General features: G+C 62.2%; 10 protein-coding genes. 3 read left to right on the top strand and 7 right to left on the bottom strand.

Annotated elements, in window-relative coordinates; all coding sequences use genetic code 11:
- Positions 1 to 55: 55 nt before the first annotated feature.
- From ABD791_RS08210 to ABD791_RS08200, 3 genes are read right to left on the bottom strand one after another with little or no spacing between them, the layout of a single operon-like run.
- Positions 56 to 2,092 (bottom strand): glycoside hydrolase family 99-like domain-containing protein, encoded by a 2,037-nt coding sequence (locus ABD791_RS08210; RefSeq protein ID WP_345064677.1) that lies wholly within the window; start codon positions 2,090 to 2,092, stop codon positions 56 to 58.
- A 25-nt stretch (positions 2,093 to 2,117) separates the two neighbouring features.
- Complete coding sequence (locus ABD791_RS08205) at positions 2,118 to 2,927, bottom strand: rhamnan synthesis F family protein (RefSeq protein WP_345064674.1); 810 nt, start codon at positions 2,925 to 2,927, stop codon at positions 2,118 to 2,120.
- Between the two features lie 13 nt (positions 2,928 to 2,940).
- Positions 2,941 to 3,159 carry a hypothetical protein gene (locus ABD791_RS08200; protein ID WP_345064671.1) on the bottom strand — a complete coding sequence of 73 codons (219 nt, stop codon included), beginning with the start codon at positions 3,157 to 3,159 and terminating at the stop codon, positions 2,941 to 2,943.
- Between the two features lie 276 nt (positions 3,160 to 3,435).
- Here ABD791_RS08200 and ABD791_RS08195 point away from each other — a divergent pair, with 276 nt between their 5' ends.
- Together ABD791_RS08195 and ABD791_RS08190 are read left to right on the top strand one after the other, a co-directional pair.
- On the top strand, positions 3,436 to 4,749 hold the full coding sequence (locus tag ABD791_RS08195; protein ID WP_345064668.1) for a hypothetical protein: 1,314 nt from the start codon (positions 3,436 to 3,438) through the stop codon (positions 4,747 to 4,749).
- A gap of 90 nt (positions 4,750 to 4,839) precedes the next feature.
- Complete coding sequence (locus tag ABD791_RS08190) at positions 4,840 to 7,320, top strand: glycosyltransferase (protein ID WP_345064665.1); 2,481 nt, start codon at positions 4,840 to 4,842, stop codon at positions 7,318 to 7,320.
- A gap of 44 nt (positions 7,321 to 7,364) precedes the next feature.
- Here ABD791_RS08190 and ABD791_RS08185 read toward each other — a convergent pair whose 3' ends face one another.
- Positions 7,365 to 8,960, bottom strand: a complete 1,596-nt coding sequence (locus ABD791_RS08185; protein ID WP_345064662.1) for a DUF2142 domain-containing protein — start codon at positions 8,958 to 8,960, stop codon at positions 7,365 to 7,367.
- Between the two features lie 202 nt (positions 8,961 to 9,162).
- Here ABD791_RS08185 and ABD791_RS08180 point away from each other — a divergent pair, with 202 nt between their 5' ends.
- Positions 9,163 to 10,458, top strand: a complete 1,296-nt coding sequence (locus ABD791_RS08180; RefSeq protein WP_345064660.1) for a polysaccharide biosynthesis protein — start codon at positions 9,163 to 9,165, stop codon at positions 10,456 to 10,458.
- Here the strand turns inward: ABD791_RS08180 and ABD791_RS08175 are convergent.
- The 3 genes from ABD791_RS08175 to ABD791_RS08165 are packed head-to-tail and all read right to left on the bottom strand — an operon-like array spanning position 10,438 to position 12,572.
- Positions 10,438 to 10,836 carry a DUF2304 domain-containing protein gene (locus ABD791_RS08175; RefSeq protein ID WP_345064657.1) on the bottom strand — a complete coding sequence of 133 codons (399 nt, stop codon included), beginning with the start codon at positions 10,834 to 10,836 and terminating at the stop codon, positions 10,438 to 10,440. The two genes, ABD791_RS08180 and ABD791_RS08175, sit on opposite strands and share 21 nt — an antisense overlap.
- The gene (locus tag ABD791_RS08170) at positions 10,833 to 11,573 is read right to left on the bottom strand and encodes a glycosyltransferase family 2 protein (RefSeq protein ID WP_345064655.1); all 741 of its coding nucleotides are present in this window, start codon (positions 11,571 to 11,573) and stop codon (positions 10,833 to 10,835) included. The genes ABD791_RS08175 and ABD791_RS08170 overlap by 4 nt, the downstream gene beginning before the upstream one ends.
- 36 nt (positions 11,574 to 11,609) lie before the next feature.
- Positions 11,610 to 12,572: a GDP-L-fucose synthase family protein gene (locus ABD791_RS08165; protein WP_345064652.1), complete on the bottom strand. Its 963-nt coding sequence runs from the start codon at positions 12,570 to 12,572 to the stop codon at positions 11,610 to 11,612.
- Between the last annotated feature and the right edge of the window lie 130 nt (positions 12,573 to 12,702).

The raw sequence follows: 12,702 nt of genomic DNA, 5'->3' as shown, positions 1-12,702 counted from the left end.
CGCCTGTCGTACGTCGTCTGCTTCAATCTTGGCAGTTACCGATGGGTTCGAGCTGTTAGCGGAAGAGAACATCTCTCACCGCGAGCAGGTAGGTGCGCCCAAAACGCTGCGACGGTTCAAGGACGGCACCCTCGGCCCACTCGTTCCAGGCGTTGATGAACACCACACGGTGGTCGAAATCACGGTCTGCGACAGCCGACACCGCCGAGTTCAACCAACGGCGGAACGTGTAGGGGTTCGAGCCGTACCAGAGGTCAGGCTGCCACTGTCGGCGCGCAGTGTTGTCGAAGTTGACCATCACGCCTGGATAGCGCTCTGCGTCGACCGGCTGACGCAGGTGCAGCTCAGAGTCGCCGGCCATCGCCGCGTAGCTCAGGATGTTTCCGTGCAGGCGAGCGTCGACGGCGAGGTTGTCTCGTTCCTGGGGAACCCATTTGCGATTGTGAGGAGCAAACTCCAGGAACGCGTCGAGACCATTCGCAGCGAGGTCGTTGTCGATGCCGTCCATGCTTCGCCCGACATCGACGGTGATCAGGTGCAATCCGTCCAGGCCGGCGTCAACGGCGATCTTCCGCCAGTACGCCAAGACATCGACGTGATCCGGGATCTGCGTGATGCGGTAGACGGCAACAACAGGCTTGTTGTCGATCCTGATGTACCGAGGGTCGGTGATCAGCGGAAGCACATCATGAATGAATTGTGTTGCAGGGACCTCGTCGTAGTCCTGAGCGATCAGAACGTTCTCGGAACCCCCGTCCCAGCGTCTGGTCCAGTTTTCGTTTGCCCACATGAGGCAGAAAGGCTCATGCTGGTCCCCCGACTGCAGATCATCCACTGGCATGTTCATGAGCTTCGTGCCGGCGAACCAGTAGTAGTAGTACATGAAGCCTTCGATACCGGCACCAGAGGCGAGCTCATATTGCCGTGAGCGCACGGTTTCGTTCGAGAGGTCGTAGAACCCGAGTTCCGCGGGAAGGAACGGCTGGTTGTGACCGCGAAAGACCGGCTGCGCCGACGCCACGTTGGACCACTCGGTGAAACCGGCACCCCACCAGGCCTCGTTCTCCGGAAAGGTGTGGAACTGAGGCAAGTAGAACGGAATGACGCGGGCGCGCGGCGTGTGTTCCCCTGAGGTCGAGTAGCGCTGCCAGACGTCTGGTTCGGAGTCCGACAGCTCATCGACTTGCCGCACGGCATAGCCGGCCTCGCGGGTGAGGATGCCGATCACGCGTTCGACCGCATGGGCCGTCGTGCCATCGACCTGGCCGCTCTCGGCATCAAAGTCATCGGCATCGAGGCTCAGCGCACGGAGTCCTTGAAGCACAAAACCGCGCACCCAATAGATTGAGCCGGCCGCGAACCGCAGCGACGCCTCGTCGAGCTCCAGCTGAAGCCGGAGAAGGAGCTCACGGGCCAGGGTGCGGTCACCGCCCCAGAATTCGGGTCCCAAGACGTTGCCGTTCGAGGTGAGAATGCCGAGGGTCGGGTCAGACGCGAATTCACCGAGGATAGCTTCGACGTGCGTGCGGGTGCCCAGCATGCCCGAGATGAAACCCTCGCGCCAAGCGGCGCCATCGCCATCGAGCTCAGCGTGGCCTTCACGCCAAGGACTCTTCTTGGTATGGATCTTGAGCACAAGCTCATACGGTTCGAGGAGGTCGGCGTTCACCACTGAAATGAGCGGCAGGATGTCGCGCCCGCGGTTCTCAACCGGAAGAACGGTGAGGTGGGCCAACAGGTCAAGGTGACTCGTGTCCAGAGTGAGCTCGGCTCCGCTGGCGTTGGTCACGATGAGATCGAATGGCACAGGGAGGTGCTGGAGCTCGGCCAGCAGTTCATCCAGAAGATCGGTGTAGTACACGTGGAGCACGACAGCGATGCGAGCGGGAGCGTCAGGAGCGTGGAGGGTATGCGCCCACTGCGGCGGAACGCTCGGTCGAAGCTTTCCGGAACGCCGTGCTACCCAGTCTTCAAACGTCGCAGGGTGGGCTGTGGCGACGGGCGCGGCGGCCGGTTCTGCCAATGCTCGCGAAAGTACGCCGAAACCGCTGCTCAGGACGCGCTTGAGACCACGAAGTGAATTTGTCGTCATGTGTCGTATTCCTCTGCGCTCTGGCCTAGAGCCAGCCGCGGGGGTCGGTCCCGAAATGCTCGTGCACGACGGCGGGGACATCTGATCCATCGGAGACGACGGCTGAGTTGGTCACGAGTTCCCTCTTCACGAAGGGGAATCCGAGCTTGAGCAAATTGCGCCACCCCTCCACCGTTGGATTCTCCGTTTGTGAGACTACACGTTCGGATTCGAAGCATGCGGAAGTGGTCAGGCCCTCAGCGAGGAGCAGCTGACTTAACCCCATCTCGTACCGTTCGATGATGAGTTGTTTGTCGGTCTCGACATTGAGGTTCGACCAAAACTGGCGCAACGCTCGGTCGGCCAGAATCCCATTCCGGTATCCGATGAAGAAGCTCTGCAGGTGGGGCCGAATCTGCCGTGTGTTCGTGGCCGCCCAGACATCAGTCGAGCTGTTTTCGAAGCTGTGGATCAAGGGCGTCAGGCTCGCGAACGGACCGACGAGGCTGTCGTTGGCGAAGATCACGTATTTCTTGCGGCGCACGCCGGGAAAGAGCTTGAGCCCCACAGCCCACGACCCGAAGTCATACCCGACATTGGCCTTGCGCACCACAATCGGCTCTGACGGAATGTCAGATGGCCAGACCAATGGGCGGGTATCGGCGGATGCGCGCACGACGATCACGGTGTAGGAATTCAACTCCAACTCACGAACCAGGATCGCCAGGGAACGGGAAACAGCGTTGTCGTCGGAAAAGCTCGCAACGAGTGCGACGCGATCGGTTTCGGGGAGTTTCTTGGAACCCCTCTCGATGCGCACAGACGGCATGACGGCACGGAGCACGCGTTCTGCCATTGTTTTCTACCTCTTATCCGCGTCGCCGACGAAGTCTGCGCAGCGGCTTCGTGATCCGCCACGATGACGAACGGCGAAGCGCTTCGACTTGTTCGCGGTAGCGGTCACCCTGCTTGCGGGCGGCCACGAGCTGACGTTTGAGATCGTCGATGTCCGGAGCCGTGCGCGCGAGTTCGGCGCGGAGCGCGCGAATCTCCAGGTGGGCTTCACGCAATTCGGACTTCAGCGTCACGTCGTTTTCCGCACGAGAAAGCGGATTTCTGTCTGTCGACATGGGAACCGATCTGTTGCTTCGAGAGTACTTTTTGATGATAGACCAGTGATTCTGTGACGCTCTCAGGTAGTTCGCAGCAACGCCGTTCCGGCCCGTTTGGCCCGCCGACCTGCTTTGTGCCGGAACAAGCGGCCCATTACCCTGAGTGGGGGCGTCGGCAATCTGACCGTGCTCTGAGCTGCAGAGAAAGTTGACGAAGTGCCGGGTCTTGCATCAAGAACCCTCGGACGAATCGTGAAATGGGTCGCGTGGCCATTCGTCATCCTGTTGTTCGCGAGTGTCGCCTTCGTGAGCATCAACGTGGCCGAGCAGAAGCCGATTTCACCGCTGGATGAGTACGTCTATCTCGACTATCTGAGCAAGGTTCCAACCCAGGGGTTCGTGCGCAACGGTGAAGAGACCGGCGACGTGGCTCGGCACGAGATCAGCTGCCGCGGCGTCGCGATTTACGGCCTGTACGGAACCGGCTGCGACACGAGTTCCACCAGCCCCGATTCGACATTCCCCTACGAGGGACATACCGGAGCGAGCATTTACACGCCCGCGTATTTCGCGGTGACCTGGGTTCTCGCCCAACCATTCGTCTGGGCCGGAATGGGGTTGCTCGACGCCGGTCGGTTGGTCGGGGTGGTGTGGCTGTCTCTCGGAACGTGCTTGACCTATGTTCTGCTCCGCAGGTTGCGGGCTCCAGCGCCGATCGCCCTGGGGCTGGTGCTGGCGACGATCGCAACACCGGCGATTTACTGGGCCACTGCCTACATCAGCACGGATGCTCCGACCTTGGCGGTTTCAGCGGGGCTCGGCCTCGTGGCACTCGCCGTCGCGCGCGGTCGCGCGCACTGGGCGTGGTTTGCGGCGGCCTCGGCTGTCGCGGTTCTCTTCAAAGTCCAAAACATCGCCGCAGTCGGTGTGTGTGCTCTGGCTCTCACCGTTTCGGCTCTCGTGAGTTTCTGGCCGCAGCGCGGCACGCCGCATCCGGTGCGGGAGGTGACCGGGTCGCTCATCCGATCCCCACTCGTTCGTGCAGGAATCATCGCGGGGGTGGCTGCGGTTGGCGCGCAAATCGTCTGGCTGGTGATTCGAGCGCGCGCGGCGTTGCCGGTTGCCGATGACGTGCAAATCGACTCGACGCAACTCCCGCTCAGCGTTTCCGCTCTCGTCACCGAATCATTCAAATTTCTGGGCGCCGTCGGCGGTGCCGGAATCGCGCCGGGTGCGATCGGCACGTTGGTGATCACCCTGTTGAGTCTGCTGTCGGTGGGCGCCATAGTCGCGATTCTGTTTCGGCCGCGCCCCAACCAGAATGCTGAAACGATCATTGCCGGGTCGACCCTGGTGGTCGCGGTTTTGCTCGGACCTGCTCTGATCCTCGGCACCGGCCTGGTGGCCGGATATTACGTACCCCTGACCGAGCGCTACGGGCTGGCATTGTTGCCGGCGTTCCTCGCCTGCATCGGTTTTCTGTTCTCGGGGAGATCGCGGGCATTCGGCTCGGTTGTCGCCGGTCTAGGGGCCGCTCTCGCCGCATGGGCGATCATCAGCTCCTGACGGCGCGCCGTTACGATCTACGGGAGGCGAGTATCACTCAGGGAAGCCTTGGTAGTCTTGAGGCTGCCGTTCCCTGATTGAAAGGCCCGTATGCCCAAGCTCCGACCAGGTGTCGTTTCCGTTGTCCTTGTGAATTTTCGGGGAACCGACGACACGATCGAAGCCATCGACAAGCTCGGCAAACTCGATTGGCCGCACGAGCTGCTTGAGATCGTGGTTGTCGAAAACGCGTCGGGTGACGACAGCGCCGAACGCATCCGTGCCGCTGCTCCGCACGTGCTGTTGATCGAGTCCAAGAAGAACCTCGGCTTCGCGGGTGGCTGCAACCTCGGCGTCAAGGCGTCGTCCGGTGAGTTCATCGCCTTCTTGAACAACGATGCGAAGCCGGATGCCGCGTGGGTGCGTGCCGCCGTCGATCGCTTCGCTGAGAGCCCGGCCATCGGCGCCGTCGCGAGCCGCGTTCTCGACTGGGACGGCAACCTTGTCGACTACATCGGCTCAGCCATGACCTGGTTCGGTCAGGGCTACAAGCCGCTCACCGCTCAGCCGGTTCCGAGCGAGCCTGACCGCGTTCACGATGTGCTCTTCGGCACCGGATCCGCCATGTTCGTGCGTCGCAGCGTCTACGAAGCACTCGGCGGATTTGACGAGCGCTACTTCATGTTCTTCGAAGACGTCGACCTCGGCTGGCGGCTCAACCTGCGCGGCTGGCGCTATGTCTACGAACCGGCTTCCCTCGCCTATCACAAGCACCACGCGTCGATGTCGTCGTTCGGCTCGTTCAAAGAGACCTATCTCTTGGAGCGCAACGCACTCTTCACCCAGTACAAGAACCTCGGCGACGAAGCCTTGGCGCAGGCGCTTCCCGCGACCCTGGCTCTGACCGTTCGACGTGGGGTGGCCCGCGGTGAGCTCGACTCGACCGAGTTCGACCTGCGCAAGGGTGCCGACAACGGCCCGACCATGGAGGTCGCCAAAGAGACGCTCGCCGGCGTCTATGCCATCGACCAGTTCGTTGAGCATCTGCCGTCGTTGCTGGAGTCGCGCAACCAGATCCAGTCGTCTCGGGTTGTCTCGGACAACCGGCTGTGGCGCCTGTTCGGCGAAACCGATGCGCCGTCGTACCAGTCGGAGCACTACCTCGAGGGCTACGACAAGATCGTCACCACCTTCGGTGTGACGGCGTCTCCGGCCGTGACGCGAGTGTTGGTGATCACCGGCGACCCCATCGGCGCCAAGATGGCCGGCCCGGCGATTCGTGCCTGGAACATGGCCGAAGCGCTCTCTGCCGACAACCAGGTCACGCTGGTGACCTTGGCCGGCGCAGAGCCGGTGTCTGCACCGTTCGACATCGTGCATGTGCGGCCTGGCGACGACCGGGCCATGGGCAAGCTGGAGCGCGAGACCGACGTCATCGTCTTCCAGGGTCTCGCCCTGGCGCTGTTCGACTCGCTGCGCAAGAGCGACAAGATCATCGTCGCCGACATCTACGACCCGATGCACCTCGAGCAGCTGGAGCAGGGCCGCGAGCAGGGTCCAGAGCAGTGGAACAAGCAGGTCGGTGACGCCACCGACGTGCTCAACGAGCAGTTGCTGCGCGGTGACTTCTTCCTCTGCGCGTCCGAGCGTCAGCGCCATTTCTACCTCGGCCAGCTGGCCGCGCTCGGCCGGATCAACCCCGCCAACTACGCTTCAGACCCGGATCTCACCGGTCTGATCAGTGTGGTGCCGTTCGGTTTGAACGCTGAGTTCCCTCCGGCAACCAAGCCGGCTTTGAAGGGCGCCCTGCCCGGTATCGCAGCCGACGACAAGGTGCTGCTCTGGAGCGGGGGCCTCTACAACTGGTTCGACCCGAAGACGCTGATCCGTGCCGTGGCGAAGCTCTCTGAGACTCACGACAACGTGCGGCTCTTCTTCCAGGGCACCAAGCATCCGCACCCTGGTGTGCCGGAGATGGGCATTGTCGCCGAGTCGCGCGCGCTGGCGAAGGAGCTAGGAGTGCTCGACACCTCGGTGTTCTTCAACTCCTCCTGGGTCGACTACGCCGACCGGCACAACTACCTCGGTGAAGCGGATGCCGGCGTCAGCACGCACTACGCCCACGTCGAGACCACGTTCTCATTCCGCACTCGCATTCTCGACTACCTGTGGGCCGAGCTGCCCATGGTGGTGACAGAGGGCGATCACTTCGCCGAACTCATCGCGACCGAGAAACTCGGGGTTGTCGTGCCGCCGACGGATGTTGACGCACTCGCCGACGCCCTCGAGAAGGTGCTCTTCGACGAGAAGTTCGCCCGCGCCACCCGCAAGAACATCAAGCGGGTGCGCGCCGACTACGAGTGGGACACAGTTCTCGCCCCGCTCGTTGGGTTCGTGGCCAGCCCGCAGCACGCGCCGGACCTGATCGCGAGCGGTGCCGTCACCGCCGGTTCAGGGGCAGCACGCAAGCCGGTCATCCGTCGCAAGAAGCACGGCATCCGTCATGACGCCGGCCTCTTCGTGCACTATCTCAAGAACGGCGGCCCCAAGGTGGTCGTGAAGAAGGTTCAGAGCCGCCTGCGACGCCGTTGACCGCCGCAGTGCGCTGAGTGGCGGGTGCCGATCCGGTCCGGTGCCTAGACGCCGACGCTCGGTATCCTGCCTCTGATGCTCAAGGCGCTGGCGCGCTCTTCTGAGCCGAGATCGACCTGGTGCCGCGTGAGCCGCTGCAGGCACAGCACGCAGGCAATCGTGACGAGTGTGAAGAAAACAAGCGAGAGGGCGACGCCGCCTGGCGGGTGCCACTGCGGTGAGAGGAACAACTCACGCCAGGTGCCCTGCGCACCGACCGCGTAGCGTTTGAGGGATGTCGTGAACGAGTCAAGCTGGCCGATTCCCCAGGCGACCCAAACCAGAACGCTCAGCCGGGGGAAAAACGGCCAGAGGTCGTTGGTAATGCGCTCTGAGAGCAGCGCCGCCGTGCCGAAGATCAGCATGGCGAAGAGCGGGAGTGAGTAGCGTCCCTGCCAGATGATTCCTCCGCCCGTGATATAGGCGCCCTGGATCAGAGCGGGGAGCAGCACGAAAAGTGCACCGAGCGTGAAGCTGACTGCGAGGTCTCGACCACGCAGCACGATCAACGTGGCACAGAAAAGCGCTCCGACCAGAGCCGTCCAGATGAACACGGTTCCGGGCGTGGCCGGAGTGTCTAGCCACCCGAAATTGCCGATCATGTCCTGGGCGTAGCGGAATGTGTCGTTCACCGTGCTGAGAAAACCCGAAAGGGCGCTGGCGCCGGTTCCTGGAACGTGCTTCGAGCTTTCGGAGCTCGTGAGAGCGGCGGCGAGCGAATTCGAAACCATCAGCCAGAATCCTGCGAAAGCGGTGGTGAGCGCGGTGCCGAGCGCCGTCCACCGCACGACGGTCGACTTCGCGAGGTCACGCAGTTGCGCTGCTGAAGTGAGCATCAATGGCACGCCGATCGCGAGGGCGACCCAGAGCGGGGAGAGTCCTCTCGTGTTCGCCGCGACGGCCGAGCCCACAAGCACGATCAGGCTTCGCTCGACCATCAGGGTCTTGCTCGGCTGAGTGACGATTGCGAGCATGGCGGCGAAGACGGCAAGTGTCGCCGACGTCTCCACTGCGTTCGGGTTCACCGAGCCCCCCAGAAAGAACAGCATCGGCGGTATCGCGATGGCGACCCCGGCGAGGGCGAGGGTGTTGACCCGCCAGCTGAATGCGAGCATCACGGTCAGCGCCAGAAAGAAACTGCAGAGGATGGCGCTGACGATGCGCATGGCGTAGAGGCCGCTTGCATCGGCAAAGAGCAGAGTTGGCCAGCCAACCAACGCATAATAGACGGGGTTGTAGAGACCCGCAGTAGTCGTTCCATCAACGAGTTCGGCGGGGTTGCCCACCACCGCAGGGGAACAGTCTGCGCTGGTGTCGGGGTGGAAAGCAAAACAGGTCAAGTTATGCGTGTTCGCGACGTAGCGGGGAACCTGAACGACATGGCCCTGCGTTGATGGTTCGCCAACGAGCTGTCCGCGTGCGACGGAAGCAGCCTTCACCATGTGAGCGGGCTCGTCAGGGGATGCGGCGAGCGGAGTCGCGACGGCCCAGCCGATCATGAGCAGGGCGAGCAAAAGCCAACTGACGCCGAAGACTCGAATCCGAGAGGGTCGGGGCGACGAGCGCACTCCGCGGTCAGCCTGAAGTGTGGGAGCAGTCATAGAGCAGTATGGTTTCTTGTCCGTCGGAGAGACGGGCAGAAACCACGTCGGGCACTACTCTACTGACCGGCGCCGGCGTCACGGGTGTCTCAACATCGGCTGGCCGATCAGCGTGACGCCGTAGGATAGGCAGGCTGCTCACTTGCGTCACGTCTTTCGTCGCGACCGATGACCGATGGATTGGATTGCCGTCAAGGCGAGAATGAAGTTTTCCCGTATTCGGATGCCCCAGGGCGTCACCCTGATTCTGCTGGCGACCGCGATTGCGGGTGGCTGCGGCTATGTCGCCAATCTTCTCGTCGGGGGCACTCGTTTGCCTGCCGACTACGTGGCATTCGGAATTTTCTGGTCGGCCTTGTACCTCGTGATCGCTTCGTTGTCTGGTGTGCAACAGGAGGTGACCCGTGCAACCGCTCCCCGTACGGCGGGCGTCTCCAGGGAGCACACCACATCGATTCGACGGTTCGGCATCTGGGCATCGCTGGCGACTGCCGCGGCGCTGATCGCGTCCGGTCCATTCTGGATGGGGGCGGTGTTCCCCGATGACGGCTGGGCATTCATTCTGCCCATTGCAATCGGGTGCGCGTCTTATGTCGTCGTCGCCGTTCTCTGCGGCACCCTCTACGGTCTGAACCTCTGGCCGGCGATCGCGTTGATGTCGTCGGTCGACGGAATCCTGCGACTGCTCTTAATCGGAATCGTGGTTCTCTTCGACGGGGGCATTGATGCCCTGGTCTGGGCAGTCGTGCTGCCGTTCCCACTGACCCCGCTCATCCTGTGGTGGTTCTTCCGGTCGTCGGTCGTCGGTCGCACGTCCCTCGACGTCGGCTACCGGGATCTGTCTTGGAATGTGCTGCGCACCGTGATCGCCTCCGTTGCCACCGGCATCCTGATCAGCGGCTTTCCGCTTGTCTTGAAGGCGATGTCGCCGATGGCGTCAAACGCCGAACTCGGCGCATTGGTGTTTGCGATCAACCTGGTGCGAGCACCGCTCGTCATCGTGGTGCTCTCGCTGCAGAGCTATTTCGTCGTGCGCTTTCGGGATGTTCCCGAGCGAGCCTGGGGAACCTTCCTCAAGCTCTCTGGTGCAATTGTCATCGTCGGCGCTGTCGGAGCAGTCGTCGCCGGACTGATCGTGCCGCCGCTACTCACACTTTTCCCCGGCGGCTATGCGCTCGACGGCTTCGTCATCGCCGGTCTTGTCGCCACATCGGCGCTGCTCGGTGTCTTGTGCCTCAGCGGACCGCTTGCCCTAGCCCGCTCGCAGCACGGGGTTTTCACCGCGGGCTGGGTTGTCGCGGCGGTGGCCAGCGTGCTGCTTCTCCTGGTGCCGGGCGATCTGGCAGGGCGGATGCTGTTCGCGCTGGCAATTGGCCCGCTTCTGGGTGTCGCCACTCACCTCACCGGTCTCTTTCTGGCGGGGCGCACAAGCGCGCAGCGCCACGCCCCATCAACCGATTCGGCGATGGGCGACGATTCAGTGAGTGGCGGGGCCTGAGTCCGTCGACGGCCGCGCGGTGTCGTTCAGACGATCCTCAAGATCTTCGAGACGCAAGCCCTGCAGGGCGAGTTTCTCGGCCAGAAGTTGAGACTGCGATTCAAGTGCGGTCAGCTCTGCGCTGTGCTGAATGCAGACCAGAAAGAGAATTGCGACGCTGACAAAGAAGATCAGGTTGGTCGGTGCGGCGACCCCGACCACGCCGGCCGCCCAGGTCAGGGTGACGGGAAACACACCAACGACGAGAGCCAATATGCCGGCAATTAGCCACCAGATCGCATGACGCTCGCGAAGTCGGCGGCGTCGGAGCATCTCAACGACCACGCCGAGGGTGAGCAGCGCCCCGACGATGCCCAGAATGTAGCTGGCAGTGCTCATCGGTTGGGAACGCTCGCTTCCGTCAATGCAATAGGGGGTCGCATCAGTGCGAAGACTAGAGCCATCATGGCCCGGCCCAGGTAAGTCGCGGCCTTGTAGGGATTGTGTGAAGGCGTTCCGCCCGCCCGCGGGCGCATCGCAACCGGAACCTGGCGCACAACGCAGCCGGCCCGAGCCGCAATGACGAGTGACTCGATCGTGTCACCCAAGTATTCTGAAGGGTAGTGCTCAGCGAACAGGCGCACGGCCCTCGGCCCACTCGCCTTGAAGCCGGAGGTGGTGTCGGAAAGTTTCGTCTTCGCGATCTTACTCAGGATGCCCGAGAGCAGGAGCATCGCCCAGCGGCGTGGTCCCCGAACCTCGTAATTCCCCTCGCCGGCAAACCGCGCACCCAGCACGACATCTGCACTTTCAAGAGCGGCAAGAAGCTCAGGCACTCCGGCAGGATCATGTTGTCCGTCGGAGTCAACCTGCACGACATTGCTCAAGCCATGCTCAAGGGCATAGTTGAAACCGACCCGCATGGCCCCGCCGACGCCGAGGTTGAACGGCAGTCTGGCCACGAGGGCACCGGCGAGACGCGCCTCACACGCGGTGTTGTCGGTCGATCCGTCATCAACGACGAGGCAGTGAACGCCGGGAAGAGTGCGAAGAACCTCGCGCACGACGTCACCGACTGACTCTTCTTCGTTGAGTGCGGGCATCACAATCAGTGTGCGCTCAAGCTCGGAAGTCATTATTCCAGCCTATCGAAGTCGCCTGAATGCTTAAGATCATGTGGTCCGCAACGAGTCCAGATTGTCGAGGTACCAGGCATACGTCGCGCGGAGCCCGTCGTCCAGCGAGGTGCCAGCCGACCAGCCGAGATCGTTGAGCCGTGACACGTCGAGCAACTTGCGCGGAGTGCCGTCAGGCTTGGACGGGTCTTGGGTGAGAGCGCCTGTGTAGCCGACCGTCGCCGCAACCCGCTCGGCAATCTCCCGGATCGGGGCATCTTTGCCGACACCGACGTTGATCGTTTCGGGAGAGTCGTAGTTCTCCAGCAGAAAGAGCGAAGCGCGTGCCAGATCGTCAACGTAGAGAAACTCCCGCAGTGGAGTACCGGAGCCCCAGATCACGACCTCGTCAGAATCATTGCTCTTGGCCTCATGGAAGCGGCGCATCAGGGCGGGAAGAACGTGTGAGTTCTCGGGATGAAAATTGTCGCCGGGGCCGTACAGATTAGTCGGCATCGCAGAAATCCAGCGTCGGCCGTACTGTCGCCGCACCGCCTGCACCTGCATGATTCCCGCAATCTTCGCGATCGCATAGGCATCGTTGGTCGGTTCGAGCTCGCCCGTCAGAAGCGACGATTCCTTGATCGGCTGTTCGGCGAACTTGGGATAGATACAGGAAGAACCAAGAAAGAGGAGTCGGTCGACTTCCGCGGCGTTCGCCGCATCCATAACATTCACCTGAATTTGGAGGTTATCGCTCAGGAACGAGGCCGGGTAAGTGGAGTTGGCGTGGATGCCGCCGACCCGAGCCGCCGCATCGATGACAACGTCAGGGCGCACCTTCTGGACGTAATCGAAGACTGCGTCACGGTTGCGGAGATCAAGCTCGCGAGAGGACGCCCCGAACAGGTTGCTGAATCCCTCGCTCTCGAGGAGTCGCCAGATTGCCGAACCCACCATGCCGCGGTGGCCCGCAATGTAGACCCGGGAGTCGCGGTTCAAAGTATTGCTTGATTGCATTCTCGTTATACTCACTTGAGCTCGTGGTTCTACAGACTCAACCTCTGGTCCGTCATGAGAATTCCGCAGAACGTGTTCATCATGTTCTTGCATGCTAGCAATTTCGTGAGTGTATTGAAGGGACCACGTC

This window comes from Glaciibacter kafniensis (assembly GCF_039538945.1).
Lineage (GTDB): Bacteria > Actinomycetota > Actinomycetes > Actinomycetales > Microbacteriaceae > Cryobacterium > Cryobacterium kafniensis.
Note: the sequence above shows the minus strand (reverse complement) of the source record. Positions and strands in the feature narration are given on the sequence as shown.

Coding starts and splice junctions, on each gene's coding strand:
- ABD791_RS08210 (WP_345064677.1), bottom strand. CDS start 2,092: ATGACGACAAATTCACTTCGTGGTCTCAAGCGCGTCCTGAGCAGCGGT.
- ABD791_RS08205 (WP_345064674.1), bottom strand. CDS start 2,927: ATGGCAGAACGCGTGCTCCGTGCCGTCATGCCGTCTGTGCGCATCGAG.
- ABD791_RS08190 (WP_345064665.1), top strand. CDS start 4,840: ATGCCCAAGCTCCGACCAGGTGTCGTTTCCGTTGTCCTTGTGAATTTT.
- ABD791_RS08185 (WP_345064662.1), bottom strand. CDS start 8,960: ATGACTGCTCCCACACTTCAGGCTGACCGCGGAGTGCGCTCGTCGCCC.
- ABD791_RS08180 (WP_345064660.1), top strand. CDS start 9,163: ATGAAGTTTTCCCGTATTCGGATGCCCCAGGGCGTCACCCTGATTCTG.
- ABD791_RS08175 (WP_345064657.1), bottom strand. CDS start 10,836: ATGAGCACTGCCAGCTACATTCTGGGCATCGTCGGGGCGCTGCTCACC.
- ABD791_RS08170 (WP_345064655.1), bottom strand. CDS start 11,573: ATGACTTCCGAGCTTGAGCGCACACTGATTGTGATGCCCGCACTCAAC.
- ABD791_RS08165 (WP_345064652.1), bottom strand. CDS start 12,572: ATGCAATCAAGCAATACTTTGAACCGCGACTCCCGGGTCTACATTGCG.